General features: G+C 56.4%; 20 protein-coding genes. 10 read left to right on the top strand and 10 right to left on the bottom strand.

Translation table 11 applies throughout. From position 1 onward, the window contains the following. The first annotated feature begins 152 nt into the window (after positions 1 to 152). The 5 genes from murQ to bioA all read left to right on the top strand — a co-directional run bounded on the left by murQ (position 153) and on the right by bioA (position 5,224). On the top strand, positions 153 to 947 hold the full coding sequence (murQ, locus tag DX909_RS22385) for an N-acetylmuramic acid 6-phosphate etherase (protein ID WP_128547458.1): 795 nt from the start codon (positions 153 to 155) through the stop codon (positions 945 to 947). Then, on the top strand, positions 944 to 1,960 hold the full coding sequence (locus tag DX909_RS22380; protein ID WP_128547457.1) for a zinc-binding dehydrogenase: 1,017 nt from the start codon (positions 944 to 946) through the stop codon (positions 1,958 to 1,960). The genes murQ and DX909_RS22380 overlap by 4 nt, the downstream gene beginning before the upstream one ends. 187 nt (positions 1,961 to 2,147) lie before the next feature. Then, positions 2,148 to 3,272 (top strand): aminotransferase class I/II-fold pyridoxal phosphate-dependent enzyme, encoded by a 1,125-nt coding sequence (locus tag DX909_RS22375; protein ID WP_128547456.1) that lies wholly within the window; start codon positions 2,148 to 2,150, stop codon positions 3,270 to 3,272. A 1-nt stretch (position 3,273) separates the two neighbouring features. Further along, on the top strand, positions 3,274 to 3,918 hold the full coding sequence (bioD, locus tag DX909_RS22370) for a dethiobiotin synthase (RefSeq protein ID WP_128547455.1): 645 nt from the start codon (positions 3,274 to 3,276) through the stop codon (positions 3,916 to 3,918). Beyond that, a complete protein-coding gene (bioA, locus tag DX909_RS22365) occupies positions 3,905 to 5,224 on the top strand; it encodes an adenosylmethionine--8-amino-7-oxononanoate transaminase (protein WP_128547454.1) in 1,320 nt (439 codons plus the stop codon). The genes bioD and bioA overlap by 14 nt, the downstream gene beginning before the upstream one ends. 51 nt (positions 5,225 to 5,275) lie before the next feature. Here bioA and DX909_RS22360 read toward each other — a convergent pair whose 3' ends face one another. The 5 genes from DX909_RS22360 to DX909_RS22340 all read right to left on the bottom strand — a co-directional run bounded on the left by DX909_RS22360 (position 5,276) and on the right by DX909_RS22340 (position 9,205). After that, positions 5,276 to 5,575 carry a Dabb family protein gene (locus DX909_RS22360; RefSeq protein ID WP_128547453.1) on the bottom strand — a complete coding sequence of 100 codons (300 nt, stop codon included), beginning with the start codon at positions 5,573 to 5,575 and terminating at the stop codon, positions 5,276 to 5,278. A 79-nt stretch (positions 5,576 to 5,654) separates the two neighbouring features. Then, positions 5,655 to 6,374: an RluA family pseudouridine synthase gene (locus DX909_RS22355; RefSeq protein WP_128547452.1), complete on the bottom strand. Its 720-nt coding sequence runs from the start codon at positions 6,372 to 6,374 to the stop codon at positions 5,655 to 5,657. A gap of 45 nt (positions 6,375 to 6,419) precedes the next feature. Then, a complete protein-coding gene (locus DX909_RS22350) occupies positions 6,420 to 7,454 on the bottom strand; it encodes a sensor histidine kinase (protein ID WP_128547451.1) in 1,035 nt (344 codons plus the stop codon). 108 nt (positions 7,455 to 7,562) lie between these two features. After that, positions 7,563 to 8,270 (bottom strand): response regulator transcription factor, encoded by a 708-nt coding sequence (locus DX909_RS22345; protein WP_128547450.1) that lies wholly within the window; start codon positions 8,268 to 8,270, stop codon positions 7,563 to 7,565. Between the two features lie 92 nt (positions 8,271 to 8,362). Then, on the bottom strand, positions 8,363 to 9,205 hold the full coding sequence (locus DX909_RS22340) for an SdiA-regulated domain-containing protein (RefSeq protein WP_128547449.1): 843 nt from the start codon (positions 9,203 to 9,205) through the stop codon (positions 8,363 to 8,365). A gap of 81 nt (positions 9,206 to 9,286) precedes the next feature. Between DX909_RS22340 and DX909_RS22335 the strand changes: the two genes are divergently transcribed. Next, positions 9,287 to 10,444 (top strand): AI-2E family transporter, encoded by a 1,158-nt coding sequence (locus DX909_RS22335; protein ID WP_128547448.1) that lies wholly within the window; start codon positions 9,287 to 9,289, stop codon positions 10,442 to 10,444. 102 nt (positions 10,445 to 10,546) lie between these two features. Here the strand turns inward: DX909_RS22335 and DX909_RS22330 are convergent, their stop codons facing one another. Both DX909_RS22330 and DX909_RS22325 read right to left on the bottom strand, forming a co-directional pair. Beyond that, positions 10,547 to 11,176, bottom strand: coding sequence for an LON peptidase substrate-binding domain-containing protein (locus DX909_RS22330; protein ID WP_128547447.1), 630 nt, complete (start codon positions 11,174 to 11,176; stop codon positions 10,547 to 10,549). An 11-nt stretch (positions 11,177 to 11,187) separates the two neighbouring features. Beyond that, the gene (locus tag DX909_RS22325; protein ID WP_128547446.1) at positions 11,188 to 11,667 is read right to left on the bottom strand and encodes a gliding motility lipoprotein GldH; all 480 of its coding nucleotides are present in this window, start codon (positions 11,665 to 11,667) and stop codon (positions 11,188 to 11,190) included. A 161-nt stretch (positions 11,668 to 11,828) separates the two neighbouring features. Between DX909_RS22325 and DX909_RS22320 the strand changes: the two genes are divergently transcribed. From DX909_RS22320 to DX909_RS22305, 4 genes are all read left to right on the top strand, one after another. Beyond that, a complete protein-coding gene (locus tag DX909_RS22320; RefSeq protein ID WP_128547445.1) occupies positions 11,829 to 12,191 on the top strand; it encodes a BlaI/MecI/CopY family transcriptional regulator in 363 nt (120 codons plus the stop codon). 2 nt (positions 12,192 to 12,193) lie between these two features. Continuing rightward, a complete protein-coding gene (locus tag DX909_RS22315) occupies positions 12,194 to 13,144 on the top strand; it encodes a M56 family metallopeptidase (protein ID WP_128547444.1) in 951 nt (316 codons plus the stop codon). An 83-nt stretch (positions 13,145 to 13,227) separates the two neighbouring features. Continuing rightward, positions 13,228 to 14,202 carry a hypothetical protein gene (locus DX909_RS22310; RefSeq protein WP_128547443.1) on the top strand — a complete coding sequence of 325 codons (975 nt, stop codon included), beginning with the start codon at positions 13,228 to 13,230 and terminating at the stop codon, positions 14,200 to 14,202. 100 nt (positions 14,203 to 14,302) lie between these two features. Continuing rightward, the gene (locus tag DX909_RS22305; RefSeq protein ID WP_128547442.1) at positions 14,303 to 15,073 is read left to right on the top strand and encodes a carboxypeptidase-like regulatory domain-containing protein; all 771 of its coding nucleotides are present in this window, start codon (positions 14,303 to 14,305) and stop codon (positions 15,071 to 15,073) included. A gap of 50 nt (positions 15,074 to 15,123) precedes the next feature. On the opposite strand, the gene DX909_RS22300 is transcribed toward DX909_RS22305, so the two are convergent. The 3 genes from DX909_RS22300 to recQ form a co-directional block, all read right to left on the bottom strand. After that, positions 15,124 to 16,332 carry a PSP1 domain-containing protein gene (locus DX909_RS22300; RefSeq protein WP_128547441.1) on the bottom strand — a complete coding sequence of 403 codons (1,209 nt, stop codon included), beginning with the start codon at positions 16,330 to 16,332 and terminating at the stop codon, positions 15,124 to 15,126. Positions 16,333 to 16,614: 282 nt separating this feature from the next. Further along, complete coding sequence (purD, locus tag DX909_RS22295; RefSeq protein WP_128547440.1) at positions 16,615 to 17,904, bottom strand: phosphoribosylamine--glycine ligase; 1,290 nt, start codon at positions 17,902 to 17,904, stop codon at positions 16,615 to 16,617. Between the two features lie 101 nt (positions 17,905 to 18,005). Then, positions 18,006 to 20,216 carry a DNA helicase RecQ gene (gene recQ / locus DX909_RS22290; RefSeq protein WP_128547439.1) on the bottom strand — a complete coding sequence of 737 codons (2,211 nt, stop codon included), beginning with the start codon at positions 20,214 to 20,216 and terminating at the stop codon, positions 18,006 to 18,008. Positions 20,217 to 20,297: the final 81 nt, after the last annotated feature.

Raw genomic sequence — 20,297 nt, 5'->3', positions numbered from 1 at the left:
AATTTTCGCTGAAAGCGTAATTTGCTTCAAAGTAAAAAAGTTGGTTTGAATAAGACAAGTATTTCTACATGTATTTTTTGGAATAATTTTCACTCTATTTAGTTAAAAGGGATTTGGTTGTACTTTTGACGGATCCGAACTATCATTTTATTATGATTACAGAAAACGCATCCCACTATGATCATCTGGAGCAGATGTCGGTGCATGAGCTGCTGACCAGTATCAACAAGGAGGATAAAACGGTTCCGCTCGCGGTAGAAAAGGCCATTCCCCAGATGGAGGCTCTGGTAACGGAGATCGTTAAACGGATGAAGGAAGGGGGACGGCTGTTCTACATCGGAGCCGGAACCAGCGGCCGGCTCGGCATCGTCGACGCTTCCGAATGTCCGCCGACCTACGGGGTTTCGCCGGACCTGGTCGTCGGGCTGATTGCGGGCGGAGACCGGGCCATCCGGGCCGCCGTCGAACACGCCGAGGATGACCCCGAACAGGCGTGGAAGGATTTGCAGCCCTTTCATATCGATGCCCTCGACACGCTGATCGGGATTGCGGCTTCGGGCCGGACGCCGTATGTGATCGGTGGTTTGCAGAAAGCGCGGGAAGCCGGTATCCTGACGGGCTGCATCGTCTGTAATCCCGGTTCGGAAGTAGCCCGGGCAGCTGAGTTTCCCGTAGAAGTGGTGGTAGGGCCGGAGTTTGTCACCGGCAGCACCCGGATGAAGTCCGGAACCGCCCAGAAGCTGGTGCTGAACATGATTTCCACCTCGGTAATGATTCAGTTGGGCCGGGTGAAAGGCAATAAAATGGTCGATATGCAGCTGACCAACAACAAGCTGAAACTCCGGGCCGCCCGGATGGTGATGAGCGAAACCGGTGTGTCTCAGGAAAAAGCCGAGGAATTACTGGCCCAATACGGAAGTGTCCGAAACGCGATCGAGAACGCATGAAAGCCGTGGTCCAGCCGGGCATCCACCAGCCTGCCCAATTCACCGGGGTGGAGAAGCCTTCCGCCGGAGCCGGTGAAGTCCTCGTCGCCGTCCGGGCTGCGGCTCTGAATCACCGCGACGTGTTCATCCAGCAGGGCCTGTATCCCCGCATGAAGCTGCCCATCGTTCTGGGTTCGGACGGGGCCGGTGTGGTGGTGGAGGTTGGCGCGGGCGTCGATCCGGCCTGGATGGGCCGGGAGGTCGTGATCAACCCGGCGATGGGCTGGGGTGACCATCCGGCTTTTTACGGGCCGGATTTCCGGATTCTGGGCATGCCCGACAACGGGACCTTTGCCGAATTTGTAAAGGTCGAAGCGAAGTACCTGCACCGTAAACCGGAACACCTCTCTTTTGAACAGGCGGCCGCGCTGCCGCTGGCCGGGGTGACCGTCTGGCGGGCGCTGATGACCCGGGCCGGGCTTCAGCCCAATCGGCCGGAGCGGGTGCTGATTACCGGCATCGGCGGGGGCGTCGCCCTGCTGGCGCTTCAGATCGCCGTGGCCGCAGAGTCGGAAGTATGGGTGACGTCGGGTTCGGCAGAGAAGCTGAGCCGGGCCGCAGAACTGGGCGCGGCCGGAGGGGCCAATTACCGCGATCCGGATTGGGTCAAAGCCCTCATGGCCCGCACCGGCGGGGGAAAGACCGGTTATTTCAACGTCATCATCGACAGTGCCGCCGGGCCGGGTTTTGCCAAACTGATCGACGCGGCCGCCCCGGGCGGACGAATCGTTTTTTATGGCGGTACCACGGGGAACATCACCGACGTCATGCCTTCCAGGGTGTTCTTCAAGCAGCTGACCATCGGCGGCACCACCATGGGCACGGAGCAGGAGTTCGCCGACATGATCCGGTTCGTGGCCGACCACCGGATCGTACCGGTGGTCGATGAGGTATTTCCGCTGGCCGAAGCCGAGCAGGCCCTCCGAAAAATGGAAGCCGGCCGGCAGTTTGGTAAACTGGTTTTGCGAGTTTGACTCAAACTAAATATTTCAGATATAGTTTAAGATTCTGTTACCTTTTTACTATTTTTTCGGTAGAAAAGGGAATAGAAATATAGTTATCCACAAGTTTGTGTGGATAACCGTCTATTTTTTGCTGTTTGTCCACATTCTTTTCTGAATCCGACTCCGTGCTTACCTTTGCGAAGAATCTGACAATAAGGTGGTAAGAGTCGAAGAAAAGCTTCATCAGCTACTGGAAAACCGTCGGGCGTCGGGCCTGCTCCGTCGTCTGAAACAGCCGGAAGGGCTGGTCGATTTCTGTTCCAACGATTACCTCGGGCTGGCTCGCTCTCCGGCTCTCCGGCAGGCTGTCGAAACCGCCGTTGCCGCGCTTCCCCCGCTCCTGAACGGTTCCACCGGCTCCCGGCTCCTGGCCGGCAACACGGCACTCGCCGAAGAACTGGAATCCGAAATGGCCTCCTTTCATGCCGCCGAAGCGGCTTTGATCTTCAATTCCGGGTATGACGCCAACGTCGGCCTGCTGGCCGGCCTGCCTCAGCGGGGCGATACGCTGCTGACGGATGAACTGATTCACGCCAGCATGATCGACGGTGCCCGGCTGAGCGTCGCCCACCGCCATAAATTCCGGCACAACGATCCGGGTGATCTGGAGGATAAACTCCGGCGGTCGACCGGAACGGTCTACGTCGCCGTCGAGTCGGTCTATTCGATGGACGGCGATCTGGCTCCGCTCTCCGACCTCGCCGGCCTGTGTGACCGCTACGGGGCGGCCCTGATCGTGGACGAAGCGCATGCCACCGGTGTTTTCGGACCGGCGGGGCAGGGGCTGGTGCAGGCACTCGGGCTGCAAAACCGGGTTTTTGCCCGCGTCCATACCTTCGGAAAGGCGCTGGGAGTTCATGGAGCCGCCGTGGTCGGGCCGGCGGTACTGCGCGATTTTCTGATCAATTTTGCCCGGTCTTTCATCTACACGACGGCGCTGCCCCCGCACAGCCTCCTGGCGATTCGCTGCGCCTACGCTTTTCTCCGGGCCAACGGTTCCCTGAAAGACCGGCTGCATGAACTGAGAAGCTACTTTCAGCAGCAGGTTGAGAGGCAGTTGCCGGAACGGGAGTGGACCTCTGCCGAAAGTCCCATCGTCGGTCTGGTGGTTCCGGGCAATGAAGCCTGCCGGGCGGTGGCGGCCCGGCTTCAGCAGGGCGGTTTCGACGTCCGGCCGATCCTGAGCCCGACGGTGCCGACCGGCCGCGAGCGACTGCGCATCTGCCTCCATGCGTTCAATACCGAGCAGGAAATCGACGAACTGATTACCCTTTTACACTAATATGCACCCACCCACCCAATACATCGTGGCCGGCATCAGCACTGAAATCGGAAAAACCGTGGTGTCGGCTATTCTCGTGGAGGCCCTGGAGGCCGACTACTGGAAGCCGGTTCAGTCCGGCGCCCTGGAAGACTCAGATACCGAAACCGTCCGGCGGCTGACCGGACGGACCGGGTCCGTCTTTCATCCCGAAGCTTACCGCCTGCGGGAACCCCTGTCTCCACACGCAGCGGCTGCCATCGACGGTGTCCGGATTTCCCTCGATGCGATTCAGCCGCCCCAAACCGCTAATGCTCTGATCATTGAACTGGCCGGAGGCTTGCTGGTTCCGCTGAACGACCACGACCTGAACATCGACCTCGTCGTCAGGCTGGGCCTGCCGGTCATTCTGGTATCGAAAAATTATCTGGGAAGCATCAACCACACGCTGCTGTCGGTCGAAGCTCTCCGAAGCCGGAACATTCCAATCGCGGGACTGATTTTCAACGGCCCGCCGACGCCGGCCACCGAGAATTTTATTCTGAATTACACCGGCCTGCCCTGCCTGGCAAAGATCGGCTGGGCGCCGGAAGTGAACCGGGAGTTCGTCGCCCGTCAGGCGGAGGTTTTCAGAAAAAACCGGGAGAACGCTTATGCAGGACATTGATCAGAAAGAAGGGCAGGCGGTGTTGAACCCGCCAGGCCTGGCCGAGCGGGACAAGGCCGTTATCTGGCACCCGTTTACGCAGATGCAGACTGCTCCGCTGCCCATCCCCATCGTACGGGGAGAAGGGGCAGTATTGTACGGAGAGGACGGCCGCCGGTTTATCGACGCCATTTCCTCCTGGTGGGTCAACCTGCACGGCCATTCCCATCCCTACATCGCCGAAAAGGTAGCCCGGCAGCTGCTGACGCTCGAACACGTCATTTTTGCCGATTTCACGCACCGGCCCGCCGTCGAACTGGCCGAGCGCCTGCTGCCTCTGCTGCCCCGGAACCAGTCCAAAGTATTTTTTTCGGATAACGGTTCGACGGCCGTGGAGGTGGCGCTGAAGATGGCGTTCCAGTACTGGCACAACCTCGGAAAACCGCGCCGGAAGGTGATAGCGCTCGAAGACGCCTACCACGGCGATACGTTCGGGGCGATGGCGGTTGGCGGGCGGAGTGCCTTCACGGCGCCGTTCGTGCCGTTTCTGTTCGATGTAGAATACATCCCGACGCCCGTTCCCGGGCAGGAGCAGGCTGCCCTGGCCCGGATGGAAGCCCTGCTGGACGAGGAGGTGGCGGCTTTTATCTGCGAGCCGCTGATTCAGGGCGCGGGCGGGATGAACATGTACGAGCCGGAGGTTCTGGATCGGCTCATCCGGCTGGCCCGCAGCCGGGGCGCCCTTGTCATCGCCGATGAGGTGATGACCGGTTTCGGGCGGACCGGGAAATTGTTCGCTTCCCTGCACCTGACCGAACAACCAGACCTGATGTGTCTTTCCAAAGGCATCACCGGCGGCACGATGGCGCTGGGGGTTACGACCTGTACGGAAGCCATTTACGAAGCCTTCTTATCGGAAGATAAATACCGGACGCTTTTCCACGGGCATTCCTTCACGGCCAATCCGGTGGCCTGTGCGGCTGCGCACGCGAGCCTCGACCTGCTGCTGTCCGACGAGACGCAGCACCACATCGCGCGCATCGGCCGGCGTCACGCGGCTTTTACCGATCGGCTGCGGGAGCGGTCCGGCGTGAAGAACATCCGGCTGCAGGGAACCATTCTGGCGTTTGAACTGGATGCCGGCGGGCAGACGTCTTATTTCAACAACATCCGGGATGTAGCCTATCACTTCCTGCTGGAGAGGGGAGTACTGATGAGGCCGCTGGGAAACGTGCTGTATATTCTGCCGCCCTACTGCATGACCGATGAGCAGCTGGACCATGTCTACGACAGCATCCGGCAACTGCTCGATCATCTCGAAGGCTAACAAAAAAGAGCGTTCACCTTGAAAATGAACGCTCTTTTTCCTTCCCGGGGCTTACTCGACGACGTCGTACACCTGAACCCGCTGCCAGTAGCGGGCGCAGTTCTCGACGAATTTCAGGTGGGTCGGATGCTCCTGGTAGGCGTCCTGGGCGGCTTTGTCGGGAAAGACGAAGGTCAGCGACAGGTCATAGCTGTGGTCGATGACCGGCCGGCGGGTGTCGGCCGGGGTGCCTACATAGGCGGCCTGCAGATGTTCGATGCTTTTCAGCGACTCGATGCCGGCCCGAAGGGCTTTCCGGTCCTCTTCGCTGCCGGGGTTGTTAAGCCAGAAAAAAACGGTATGAATGAACATGAAAGTAAGGTATGTTTTCGGGTTGCAAGTGTAAGCAGATTTTGACCGTGATCTACCGTTAAAACCGAAAAACCGGCCTTCAGCCGTATTTTTCGAGCTGCTTGACGAGTACTTCGAAATCTTTCGGATAGGGAGCTTCGAAAATCGTCCGCTCGCCGTCGAGCAGCGTAAAGGTCAGTGAGCGGGCGTGCAGGGCCACCCGCTGAATCAGCGGCATTTCCTCCGTATCCTTCTTCAGATTAAAGTTCCGTTTCAGGTCGGACAGATACACCGGTTTGCCGCCGTAGGTCGCGTCGTTGACGATGGGCGCCTTCAGGCACATCAGGTGAATCCGGATCTGGTGCATCCGGCCCGTGATGGGAAGACACTCGACGAGGGTGTTGGTCCGGTATACCTTCAGCGTATTGAATATGGTCTCGGCCTCCTTGCCCTTCTGCCGGTCGATCTTCACGGCTGTCCCGTCCTTGATGGGCGAGATGGGCAGATAGACCGAGATGCTGTCGAAATCGTGGACCCCGTTGGCGATGGCGTGGTAGCGTTTGGTCACCTCGCGGTGTTCGAACTGGATCGCCAGGTGGCGGTAGGCTTCCGGGTTTTTGGCAATGGCCAATATTCCGGAGGTTTCCTTGTCGAGCCGGTGGCAGAGCTGGGCGTCGGCGTGATAGGCTTTAGCCAGCCGCAGAATACTTAGCGGTTTGTCTGCATTGCGTTCGTCGAGGGAGGCAATGTGGGGTGGTTTATTGATCAATATATAATCGTCGTTCTCATGAACGATCAGCTCTTCCAGTGTCAGTTTCATCCCGCAAAGTTCGCACTTTTTTGCCATTCGGACGAAGGGCGGAGATCATTCGGCCTTTTCGAGCTTGAAACTGAAGGTGGTGCCCCGGTCGATCTTGCTCATCACGGTAATTTTCGACTTATGGGCGTTGAGGATGTGCTTGACGATGGCCAGCCCGAGGCCCGTGCCGCCCCGTTCCTTCGAGCGGCTTTTATCGACCCGGTAAAACCGCTCGAAGATGCGGCTGAGGTGTTCGGGCGGGATGCCGGGGCCGTCGTCGCGGATCTGGACGGTGTAGTGTTTTTTCTCCTCCTCGAAGCTGACGGTCACCTTTCCGGCTTCGTTGCCGTACTTGACGGCATTTTCGATCAGGTTGGTCATTACCTGCGTGATCCGCTGCGGATCGGCTTTCACCCAGATGCTACCGGGCTGATCGGACCTGATTTTCAGGGTGATATTACGGGAGTGGGTAATCTTCTCCAGCTGTTCGAACACCTCCAGCGTCACATGATAGAGGTCCACCGATTCGAGATTCATCTTGATCTCGCCGGTTTCCAGCTGGGAGAGGGCCACGAGGTCCTTTACGAGCGCATCCAGCCCGTCGAGGCTTTTGGCGGCTTTGGCCAGAAACTTGTCCCGCACCTTCTCATCGTCTACCGCCCCGTCGATCAGGGTATGAATGAAGCCCTGCGCGGCAAAAACGGGCGTTTTCAGTTCGTGGGAGACGTCGGCCAGAAATTCGCGCCGGAACTGCTCCAGCCGCCGGAGTTCCTCGATCTCTTTCTGCTTCCGGGCTACATAAACGAAGATCTCGTCGTTGAGCTTCTTGAACGGGTTGTTGTTTTTGATGATGCTTTTGCGGGAGATGGTAAAATCCCGGATCCGGAGTTTATGGATGGTTTTATACATTTTGTTCACCTCCCGGAAAACCAGAAACTCGATGGCATACAGAATCAGAAAAAAGGAGACGATCAGCGAAGAGACACCCACCACGAACAGCATGTTGTTGGTAACGCCTTCCACAAACGTCAGGAAAGCCACCGTACTGGCCGAGATCAAACCCGCCAGCAGAAAAGCAATAACACGCGGACTGAGGGACATGGGTGTAAAGGTAATGATTGAATTGTTGAATGATTGAATTGTTGAATGGGCGCTGCCATTTTTAGCACTGCGGAGCCAATTCAATCATTCAACAATTCAACAATTCAATCATTCCGCCTGGTCGGTGAGCATGTAGCCGACGCCTTTGAGGGTTTTGATGTAGGTTTCGCCGATTTTTTCGCGGAGTTTGCGGATATGGACGTCGACGGTCCGTTCCAGAACGTAGATGTCGGCCCCCCAGATTTTCTGCAGCAGTTCTTCGCGGCTGAATACTTTGTTGGGATGCTGGGCCAGGAAGAAAAGCAGTTCGAACTCCTTCTTGGGCAGGACGACCGATTTGTCGGCCGCCGTGACGGTGTAGTTCTTCCGGCTGATGACCAGACCGCCGACCTCGATCTTTTCGCCGGGGTCGGCTTTCTGGGCTTCGCGCCGGAACAGCGCATTGATGCGGCTCATCAGCGCCCGCGGTTTGATCGGCTTGGTGATGTAATCATCGGCGCCGATTTCAAAAGCGGCCACTTCGGAGTACTCTTCTGAACGGGCTGTGAGATATAGAATAAAGGTTTGACGAAGTTCGGGCAGGTCCCGCAGCTGGCGGCCGGTCTCGATGCCGTCGAGCTGGGGCATCATGATGTCGAGCAGCACCAGTTCGGGGCTGAAAGTACGCGCGGTTTCGATGGCTTTGCGTCCGTCGGGAGCCGTCCGGACCTCGTAGCCTTCCTTTTCAAGATTGTATTGCAGCAACTCGACAATATCCGGATCGTCGTCGACGACCAAAACACGGTGGGGTTGTTGAGAAGCTTTCGCTGCACTCATTCGGTAAGTATGTTGGTTGAAAACAGTGCCGAAGTTACGCGCTGTGTAAGCAATTTTACGGAGGTAACTTCATTATTAACAAAAACTTAACATCATTTTTTCCGGATCAGAAACACCTTGCCGCTCTCGTTCGTCATCACGAAATCCGTTGCATTGATGAAGCTGACGGCCTCCGTCTGCCCCCTCGGAATCCGCAGGCACAAGGTCGGTTTACGAAAGGTAACGGTTTTATTTTCAACGGTGAAGAGGAACACTTTTCCATAGGTCAGCACGGCCAGCGTCCGGCCGTCGGGGCTGAGGTCGGCGTCGGTCACCATGCTTTTCAGGGAGACGCTGTCGACGGGGGCGGGCGTGTGCGAACCGGGTACGGCCGGCAGGCTGTACAGCTTCACGGGCCGCCGGGGAACCGAGCGGTTTTTAGAAATTATATAGAGCCGGTCGTCCCGAAAAAACAGGGCTTCGCTGTCGAAATTCCGCGTATCTTTCGAAGCGGGAAAGCTGCGCTGATCGGCGTAGTGGAAGGCGATCCGGCGGATGTCGTCGGGGTGCCGGGGATCGACCCGGTAGATAGTGAGTTGCCGGCGCGCATTGGCGTTGTTTCCGATATCGCCGATGAAAACCGCGCTGGTATCCTGTCGGGCCAGCGCTTCCCAATCGGTATTTTTGAGGGAAGGCAGCGGCAGGGAATCGACCAGCGTTCCGTCGCGGGTGATTTCATAGAGCGTCGGACGGCCTCCGCTGTCGTTATGCGTCCAGAACGTGTTCCGGCCGGGGCGGTAGGCCAGTCCGGAGCTTTCCCGGACCACTTTATCCAGCGTTCCCACCCGGGTAACCGTATACTGGCTGCGTCCGCTCCGAAAACCCGATCGGCTGTTATCAGGCCGGCAGGAGCAGAGCGCCACCTTGATCGAAAACAGAAACAGGAGAAAAGCCATTTATATCAATGTACGGATTTGTGAAGCGGATGGTGTCAATGTTAACGCTTAACGGATCACTTTAACAGACAACCTGAGCGAATGGATAATAAAGTTACTGAAGTCAACCTGCCTTTCTACGTAAAGCTGGCCTGTGTTCTGATCGCCATGTCGCTGCTGGTGTACTGGCTTTCGGTGCTGCAGGAGATGCTCGTTCCGCTGGTGTTTTCCGTCCTGCTGGCGATGATCCTGTATCCGATCAACCACCGGCTCGAACGCTGGCGGGTGCCCCGGGTGCCGGCCATTCTGGTCTGTCTGATTTTGGTCATCGGGTTTCTGTACCTGTTTTTCTACCTGATTTCGCTTCAGATCGCCAATTTCACCGACGAGGCTCCCCGGCTTCTCCAGCGCGGGAACCAGATTCTGGACCGCATCCAGAAATTCGGCGAAGACCGGTTTCACATCGAGCGATCCCGGATGGTCAACGAAGCCCGCAGCTACGTCAATAACCTGATCCGGGAAAGCGGTTCTTTCCTGACGTCGACGCTGCTGGCCACCACCAACACGCTGTCCACGATTTCCCTCGTGCCGCTCTATATTTTCTTTCTTCTCCTGTATCGTGACTTTTTCCGCTCCTTTTTCTACAAGGTATTCAGCAATACGAAGCGCGCCAAACTCGATATCATTTTCGGCCGGATCTATACGGTCGTGAAGGATTATCTGGTCGGGCTGGTGTCGGTGATCATGATCGTCGGGGTGCTGAATACGACGGGGCTGCTGATTCTGGGCGTCGATTATGCGGTCTTTTTCGGGTTCTTCGGGGCGTTCATGATCCTCATTCCGTACATCGGCATTCTGGTGGGGTCCTTGCTGCCGGCGCTGTTCACGCTGCTGACCAACGACAACCCGCTGATTGCGCTCGGCGTAGTGGGCGTCTTCTCGTTCGTCCAGATTCTGGAGGGCAACTTCATCACGCCCTACATCGTGGGGTCGAAGGTCAGCATCAACCCGCTGGCCGCCATCATCGTCCTGTTGATGTGGGGCCACCTCTGGGGTGTCACCGGCCTGATTCTGGCCCTGCCGATGACCGCCATCCTGAAAGTCATCTTCGACGCCGTCGAACCGCTGAAACCCTACGGCTTCCTCCTCGGTGAAGCCGAACGCCAGAAAACCAAACCGTTCAACGTAGACGAACTCAAAAAAGACGTCGAACAACTCAAGAACAAACTCCCCAGGAAGGTAAAGAAACTGGTAGACTGAGGGGAATGATTGAGTTGTTGAATGATTGAATGATTGAGTGGGCGCTGCCGCCCTTGCATCGCGGAGCCAATTCAATCATTCAATCATTCAACAATTCAATCATTAAAAATTCAGCGGGTCGAGGTTTTTGAAGTGGCCGTTCATTTTGATGCGGTCCTTAGTGCGCTCCATTTCCGAGACGACGGGCAGGACGCGGTCGAGGTGGCGGATCAGGTACTGCTGGCGTTCGGTTTCGCTGTCGAGCGTGAGCAGTTCGTATTCCTCCTCGACCGACAGGCCGATCTTGTGGGCGACCCGGAACGAAAGGAGCGGGGTGGCCGTGTCGAGGTCCACCCTGATCTGAAGCAGTTCGTACAGCCGCGTCAGCTTGGTGACCAGTTCGTTCAGGTAACTGCCCATCTCGGCTTCGCTTTCCACCAGCCGAACGGTGCCGCCGGAATAAAGCTTGCCGGGTGACGGGTTTTCGAAATCGACCAATCGGAAGATGTTGATCCCCCTGGTTTTGATGTCCATCCGTCCGTCTTCGTAGCGTTTGTGCAGGATCGTTACGCGCATTTCGGTGCCGTAACCGGGCATTTTGTTGTTGATGAACGACGGAATCCCGAAAGTGCTTCCTTCTTCGAGGCATTCATTGATCAGCTGCCGGTAACGCTGCTCGAAAATGTGCAGGTTCAGTTCTTCGTCGGGGAAAACGACGAGATTGAGCGGAAAGAGAGGTAAATGCTTTTCCATAGCTTTAGGCGTCAGGGCCTGACTTCTTTCTCCACGGTGATACCCACGCTGTAAATCTCCGGTAGCGGGTTCTGACGCATATACTGCCGTAAACGGACGGTATACGTGCCGGCATGGGCGAAGCGGTAGTTTTTCACCATGTTGATCCGGTGGTCGAAGAGGTCGCCGAGGCCGTCGCCGTAGGGCTTACCGCTTTTCGGATCGAGCAGGGTCAGTTCATCCAGCCTGGAATCCAGGGTTTTACCCGCATCATCCAGCAGATAACGACGGATGTAAAGATTGAAGTATGGATAGGAAATACTGTTCCGGACGATGTAATGGATGGAGTAAGTGGCCGTGGTGTCTTTGATTTGGAACGTAAATTCCGGCGCCCTATTGACATACCAGGTGCCGTCTTCAATATCTTCGATTCCCTTATAAACCGCATTCTCGTCGCAGCCGCTGAGCATCAGCCAGAGTATGGCGAATAGGGCAAGACCTGATTTTTTCATGTACTGGATCGGTATTCATACAAAACTACGACCATCGGACCAAGTTTCAAATTCGGGCGGGCAGGAAAGCCGGGGATAAAAAACTACGAAAATAGTTTGGAAACTAACGGAATCGTTCTATCTTGGGTTTGGCTTTCAATCACCCTCAATTCAATAGCCTAATGGAAAAGTTAACAGCAAAGGAAGAAGAAATCATGCAGGTACTCTGGAAAATGGAACAGGCGTTCGTCAAGGACATGCTGCCGCACTTTACCGATCCGCCCCTGCACTACAACACCGTTTCAACCATTGTCCGGAATCTGGAGGAGAAGGGCTACGTCGGGCATCGGGCTTTCGGCAACACGCACGAGTATTACCCCATCATTACGAAGGAGGATTACCAGAACCGCTTCGTCCTGAAAAAGGTCGTGTCCGAATACTTCGACAATTCGTACAAGAATCTGGTGAGTTACTTCGCCCGGAAGGATAAGATTTCGGTCGACGAGCTGAAGGAAATCATCCACATGATCGAGAAGGAACAATAGCCATGGGGCTGCTGACGTACCTGCTGCAGGCCGGATTCATCCTGGCCGTTCTTACCCTCTGTTACCGGATGCTGCTGCGTCGGGCCACCCGCTTCGCCCTGAACCGCTATCTGCTGTGGCTGAATGCCCTGCTGGCGGTCGGTCTGCCGCTGGTGGAACTTCCCGACTTCCGGCCCGAACCCGTCCGGCAGCTGGTACGTCGGACCGTCCCCGAATGGTCTAAGAAGAAGCCGGATGCGCCGGCCCCGCTTCCCTTCGAGGTAGTGGTCGGCTCGTCCGGAACGGTCGAACTGCGGCCTGCTCCGGAAGTGGAGTCGGCACCGGTACGGTGGCTCCACCTGCTGAACTATGCCTATCTGGCGGGCGTCGGGCTTCTGCTGACGCGGCTGCTGGTTCAGGTCGTATCCCTGATTCGGCTGATCCGTCGTTCGGAGCGGTCGTGGGACGGGGACGTCTGGCTGGTAAGCAGCCCGGAGGTCGGCTCGCCGTTCTCGTTCTTTCGCTGGATCGTGCTGAACCCGGCTTTGTATGAGCCCGACGAACTGGACCAGATTCTGCTCCATGAGCGGATTCACAGCGACCAGTGGCACAGCCTGGACATGCTGGCGGCCGAGGGAATACGCATTCTGTTCTGGTTCAATCCGTTCGCGTGGTGGCACCGGCAGCTGGTGCAGGAAAATCTGGAGTACCTGGTGGACCGGGAAGTGCTGGCGGAAGGGGTCGAGAAGAAAATGTATCAGTATTACCTGCTGAAAGCCAGCCTGTCCGAAGGCCCGCCGGTTCCTTTCCGACCGGCTGCCAACTCGTTTCACCGGTCCGGGCTGGCAAACCGCATCCGCATGATGAACCTGACCACCTCATGGCGGTCCTGGGTGCGGTACGGAGCCGGAATTGCCCGGGAGGATGCGGATCGGGCCGAAGCGCTCGCCCGCCGGGAAAAAGCGGAAAAATGAATCCGAAAAGAGAATAAAATCATACTATGACCGCCCCGGAACCGTTAACAGAGGGCGGGTTTTTCTTTAACAGACAGCCGGTTATGAGCGATTTCGACCGTCATCGTTACTCCTTCACCAACCACTTCGAGCAGGCGGGTCTGAAGAGCCGCATCCGGATGATGAATCAGGACGGGGACGGAATAGCCTGGTGGCGGTATGCGGCCATCTGGCTGCTGACGGTGTTGGTCTTCATGGCCTGTCAGAACTGGCGCAGGGAAGAGCCGGTCCAGTTGACTTCGCGGGTTACTTTTCCCGTTACCAACCCGACCCGGGCGCTGGCGGCTCAGCTGGCGGAGACGAACTGGTGGGGCACGTTGCTGGAATACTATCCCCGTCGGCTCAAGGGCGACAAGGCGTCGGTGTTTTCGTACGGAGAGCCGTTCGTGCTTGGGGTAAAAGGAGAGACCCTGTCGATTCTGGAGCCTTACGGCGACCTGAGCCGCCTGTATATTAACGGGAAAGAAGCCTCTCCGTCGCTGTTATCCCGTCTGTCGATGGAATACGTGCAGGAGATTTTTATTCTGCACCAGTACGAAACCAGCCCGGAATCCGACCCGAAGCCGTACCGGATCATGATGCAGATCGGCAACCGGCCGGCCGACAAACTGCCCGGTCGGGAGAAACTGGAAGCCATCCTGCAGGCGTCGGCTCTCTCCTCTCATCCTCTGGGAGCGACGCACTCCTACACCATGAACAAGCTGCTCGAAGCCACCTTTTTCGGTTACAGGGACGCCCTGGTGCAGCGAACGAAAAACCAGCACCTGAAGGTGTACGATGAATTCAGGAAAGATATCAACGTGTTTATCAACGGGATTCCGGTGGATCCGAAAGAAGTGGAAACCGTCCATGTCCGCGAAGTGGACCGGCTGTATACCGCCGAGCGCCCTTTCACCGAATGGTTGCGGACCGGAAACCGCAAGAGCCGGTATGTGCTCTATATCCAGACCACGCCCAAACGTGCGCAGCGCGACAGCAGTTATTACGTCTTCAGCCCGTTCTATTCCGGCGATTTCTGACGGGTGCGATTCCGGAGTAACGTAAAAAATGTTAAAAAACGGCCGCGAAGCCGGAAAAGCCGTTACTTCGCGTCTTAGGTGAAGCCCTGTTCCGCTGTGTATGAAAAACGCCTTACTTTTCCTGCTGATGGGAGTCGGCCTGGTCGTTCCGGGACGGGCTCAGACGATCCGAAACGGTTTGGTCACCGACCGGGTTTCGCAGCTGCCGGTCGCGTCGGCGACTATTCAGAACACCACGCTGGGCCGGGCCACCCTCAGCACTGAAACCGGCCGGTTCCGGATTACGGCCCTGCCGAACGACACGCTGCTGATTTCCTGCATCGGCTATAAAACCGAACGACTGGTAGTCCCGGCTGAGGATCAGGAGCTGATCGTCCGGCTGGTTCAGGACGTAAAGACGCTGAATGAGGTGGTCATCAAGGGCTGGACGGAGAGCAAATTCAAGCAGGAGTTTATGAAGCTGAACCTTCCCGACAAGCCGGTGATCGACATCCGGATGCCGGTAGAGCCGGTGATTATGCTGGGCAATGCCGGCCGGATCGGGGCCGACCCGGTTTCGCTGGCCCCAAAAATTTCTTTGAAAGGACCGGTTTCAGCCCTTTATGACGCTTTCAGCCGTCAGGCCAAAATGGAACGGAAGCTTCAGGAGCTGCAGAAAGCCGAGGGGCGGAAGCAGCAATACCGGAACCGTCTCGATCCCGTCTGGATCTCCCGGATTACCGACCTCAAAGGTGAGCGCCTGGCCGCCTTCCTGAAGTTCTGCCAATTGCCCGAGCCGTTCGTACTGACCAGCACCGACTACGACCTGATCGTGGCGATCAAAGGGTGTCTGAAAGACTTTCTGGTCCAGGAGAAGTCGGAAAAAGGATAAAGCCGCAAACCGCCCCGTGGCCGTCTGCGGCTTTATATCCCGAGTCAGAATCAGGCTTTCCCGTTTTCCGGGCGGCCATTGGAAGAGGAAGGCGTCTCACCTCCGCCGGCGGCCGGTTTCTTCTTCTTGCGTTTTTTCTTCTTATCGCTCCGAATACTGAATTTCTTATCCAGCTTTTCGAGGTCACTGTTGAGAGAAGTAGTGCCTTTGACGGCTTCCTTTTTCTCGGATACCGGTTCCAGAATATCGAAGGATTCGGGAATGATGCCTTTCTGGTTCAGTTCCAGAATCTCCGCGACCCGTTCTACCGGAAGCGGATACCAGGTGCTTTCGGTGCTGTAGCCGAACCACATGATCCGCCGGAAAATATCCGTTTTCTGAAGCGATGCCCGGCCTTTCTGGGTTTCCAGCGGTTTCTCCACCTGTGGGATGTCCCGCAGGGCGTCCATATAGGTTTCCAGCTCGTAGTTCAGACAGCACTTCAGACGTCCGCATTGTCCGGACAGCTTGCTGGGGTTCAGGGAGAGGTTCTGATACCGGGCCGCCGAGGTCGTGATGTTTTTAAAATCGGTCAGCCAGGTGGAGCAGCAGAGTTCGCGGCCGCAGGAGCCGATGCCGCCCAGGCGTCCGGCTTCCTGCCGCAGGCTGATCTGCCGCATCTCTACCCGAATTTTGAACTCGGCCGCCAGAATCTTGATCAGCTCCCGAAAGTCGACCCTTTCTTCGGACGAGTAATAAAAAGTGGCTTTCGTGTTATCCGACTGAAACTCCACATCCGAGAGTTTCATGTTAAGTTTCAGATCTTTAATGATCTCGCGGGTCCGGTACATCGTCGGCAGGTCGCGGGCAATGGCCTGCTCGTGTTTCTCCATATCCTTCGGCGAGGCCACCCGATGAATGACCTTCAGGTCGTCGGAGAGCTGAATGTTTTTCTTCAGCATCTGCAGACGGACCAGTTCGCCCTGGAGCGAAACGGCGCCGATGTGATACCCGGTCGGCATTTCACAGACCACATAATCGCCCGTGGTCAGGTCGGCCTGGTGCGGGTTGCGGAAATACTCCTTCCGGCCTCCCTTGAACTTTACTTCTATCGCGTCGAACCGGTGAATGGAGGGGGTCTCCATGTTACTCAGCCAGTCGAAAACGTTCATTTTATTACACCCCCCGGTGCCGCAGGCGCCGTTGTTTTTGCAGCCGGCCACGGTTCCGTTCGCATTACGCGTTCCGCACCCGCCGGTCGTACAGGATTTACATGCCATAACTCCGTTATATGTTTAGGAGTTCGGGGGTTTGGGGATTGAGGAGTTGGGGTGTTTTGGTGTTTAGGGGTTTTGGGTTTGGGAGTTGGTCGATCCGGTTTCTTGCCGGCCCGACGGTTTGTCATTCCGACGCAGGAGGAATCTTACGGCTCAATGACCGGTCAGAATGAGTGCCGAAACACAAGATCCCTCGTTCCTCGGGATAACAAACCCGCAACTCCCCAACTCCAAAACGCCCCAACTCCTTCACTACCCAACCCATCATCTCCCGGCTTCCCGAACTCAGTCAGGGAACCGGATCAGGTCGAGCCCGATGTCTTTCCGGTAATATTTGCCGTCGAACTGCACGGTGCGGGCCGCTTTCTGCGACTTCATCACGGCATTCTCCAGCGAATTGGCGACCGCCGTCAGGGCCAGAACGCGGCCCCCGCTGGTCAGCACATGGCCGTTGCTCCCCGGCGTCGTTCCGGCGTGAAAAGCCGTCACGTCTTCCAGCGTTTCGAGGTCGGAAATAGCCTTCCCTTTCTCGTAAGCGTCCGGATAACCGCCTGAAACCACGACTGTCGTAACGGCCGTCTGCGGGGATACCTGAAGCTGAATCCTATCCAGTTCTCCATCGGCGGTAGCCACCATCAGTTCGACCAGGTCGTTCTGAATCCGCGGCAGGACCACTTCCGTTTCGGGGTCGCCCATCCGCGCATTGTATTCGATAACGCAGGGTTCGTCTTTCACGTTCATGAGCCCGATAAATATAAAGCCCTGATAACGAATCCCTTCCTTCTGAAGTCCGGCCAGCGTCGGTTTGACGACTTTTTCCTCCACTTTCTGCAGGAACTTGGGCGTGGCAAATTTCACGGGCGACACGGCCCCCATTCCGCCGGTATTCGGGCCGGTGTCTCCTTCGCCGATGCGCTTATAGTCCTTGGCTTCGGGCAGGATCTTGTAATTCTGCCCGTCCGTCAGCACGAAAACCGACAGTTCGATGCCCCGTAGAAACTGTTCGACGACCACCTTGCTGCCGGCTTCGCCGAAGCGGCCGCCGGTGAGCATATCGGTCAGCACGGTGCGGGCTTCGTCGAGCGTCTCGGCGATGACCACCCCTTTGCCGGCCGCCAGCCCGTCGGCTTTCAGCACGATGGGCAGCGAGTGGGCGTCCACATACGCCAGGCCTTCCTGCAGGGTCTCGGCCGTAAACGTCCGGGACGTGGCCGTCGGAATGCCGTAGCGCTGCATGAATTGTTTGGAGAAGTCCTTGCTTCCTTCCAGCTGGGCGCCCTGTTGGTCCGGGCCGACGATCTTCAGGTTCGCCAGTTTCTTCTTTTGCCGCAGGGTATTTACCAGACCTTTGACCAGTGGTTCTTCCGGCCCGACGACCAGCAGATCGATGTGGTGTTCCTGAATCGCTTTGGCGATGGCCTCCGCGTCATTGACGGCAATCGGTAAATTAGTGGCGATCTGGGCTGTTCCGGCGTTTCCCGGTGCTACAAATAACGTGTCGCACAGAGGGCTTTGCACCATTTTCCACGCAAAGGCGTGTTCCCGTCCTCCCGAACCAAGTATAAGTATATTCATAAATGCATTGAACCTTGATTTTACTGATCACCTGAAGGGCAATGGTATATAAAGACGGCTTTCTGCCGATTCCATTTAATCAGTGCAATCGCAGTTCGGAATTAATTAGCTACTTCGGATAAAAATTTAATGCGCATCAACCGCAACTCTTCTTCTGAAAACTCATCTCCTGCGAATTCGCGCATGGCCACGCCGATGTTGTCGGTTTCGGCGTTCATGAAGTAGTCGTAGATTTCCTCCTGCCGGTCGCGATCCATCACCTGGTTGATGTAATAATCCAGATTCAGGCGGGTGCCGGAGTAACAGATATGCTCGATTTCCTCGATCAGGTCTTCCATCGTCATGTCTTTCGACTCGGCGATTTCCTCCAGATCGACTTTGCGGTCGATTTGCTGAATGATAAAAATTTTAACTTTCGACTTGTTGACGGTCGATTTTACGACGACGTCCTTGGCCGTCTCGATGTCGTTTTCCTCGACATACTTGGTGATCAGGTCGATGAACGGCTTCCCGAACTTGGCGACCTTGCCCATCCCGACGCCGTTGATCTGGGCCATTTCCTCCCGGGTCGTCGGGTAGGTGGTCGCCATCTCTTCGATGGAGGGGTCCTGGAAGATGACATACGGCGGCAGGCCCTTTTCCTTGGCGACTTTCTTCCGGAGGGCCTTCAGCAGGCCCAGCAGCGCTTCGTCGTAGGCATTTCCGGACGAGGGCGTGGTTTCCTTGTCTTCGTCTTCCGCCTTTTCCTCGTCGATCTCGTAGTTATGATCCTTCGATAAGGTTACGGGATACGGATCCTCGATGTAGTTGAGCCCTTTCTGGGTGAGTTTCAGCACACCGTAATTATCGACGTCCTTTTCCAGATAACCGTAAATGCTGATCTGCCGGATCAGGGAACACCAGTAGTCGACGTTTTCGTTGAACTCGCGGCCTTTGCCGTACACGTCGAGTTTGTGGTGTTCGTAGCTGGTGATGTACTGATTCTCCGTCGCCGTCAGCACGTCGGCCAGGTGGGCCGCGTCGAAGCGCTGGTCCGTCTGCAGAACCGTCTGGAGCGCCAGCACGACTTCATCCTGAGCCTTATGCCGGTCGGTCGGTTTGAGGCAGTTGTCACAAAAGCCGCAGTCCTTTTCCTGATACTCACCGAAATAACTCAGTAGCTGCCGACGACGGCACACGCCCAGCGTAGAATACGACACCATCTCCATGAGCAGATGCCGGGCGTTGTCGCGCTCGGTAACCGACTTGTCCTTATTGAACTTCTCCAGCTTGACGATGTCATCGTAGCTGTAGAACATGATGCAGTTGCCTTCCAGCCCGTCGCGGCCGGCCCGGCCGGTTTCCTGGTAGTATCCTTCCAGCGATTTGGGCGCGTCGTAGTGAATCACAAACCGGACGTCCGGTTTGTCGATGCCCATCCCGAAAGCGATCGTCGCCACCACCACGTCGACCTCCTCGTTCAGGAAGGCGTCCTGGTTGTTCATACGGGTCTGCGAATCCAGCCCGGCGTGGTAGGGGAGCGCCTTGATGTCGTTGACGTTCAGCAGTTCGGCAATTTCCTCGACGGTTTTCCGGCTGAGACAGTAGATGATGCCGGACTTCCCCTTGTTGTTTTTTACATACCGGATCAGCTGCTTGCGCGCGTCGGTTTTGGGCCGGATTTCGTAGTAGAGGTTTTTGCGGTTGAACGACGTCTTGAAAATATCGGCGTCCTCCATTTGCAGGTTTTTCTGAATATCCTGCTGTACTTTGGGCGTGGCGGTGGCCGTCAGGGCGATCACCGGGAGATTCCCGATATTGTCGATGATGCCGCGGATTTTCCGGTATTCCGGCCGGAAGTCATGCCCCCATTCCGAAATACAGTGCGCTTCGTCGATGGCGACGAAGGAGATGTTGGCCCTCTTCAGAAAATCGAGGTTCTCTTCTTTCGTCAGGGATTCCGGGGCGATATAAAGCAGCTTGAGCGTACCGTTCAGGGTGTCTTTTTTCACCTTGTTCATTTCGGCCTTGCTCAGTGTGGAATTCAGAAACTGCGCATTGATGCCGAACGCATTCATCTGGTCGACCTGGTTTTTCATCAGGGCGATCAGGGGAGAGATGACAATGGCCGTTCCTTCGAGGGCGATGGCCGGCAGCTGATAGCATAACGACTTCCCGGCACCGGTGGGCATAATCACAAACGTGTTACGATTCGCCAGGATGCTGTGAATGATGGCTTCCTGGTCTCCCCGGAATTGGCTATAGCCGAATATTTCTCTAAGTTTCTCTTTAAGAGTTCCCTGTACCGATTGGTCTATCTGCTGCGTCGTCATCTCAAACTGCGGAAGGTTACTACACGTTTTTGGCTGTATCTTTGCCTTTATAAAATTAGTTAAAAACCGATTGACAAAAGC

The sequence above is a fragment of the Larkinella soli genome (assembly GCF_003703975.1).
GTDB classification, from domain to species: domain Bacteria; phylum Bacteroidota; class Bacteroidia; order Cytophagales; family Spirosomataceae; genus Larkinella; species Larkinella soli.
Note: the sequence above shows the minus strand (reverse complement) of the source record. Positions and strands in the feature narration are given on the sequence as shown.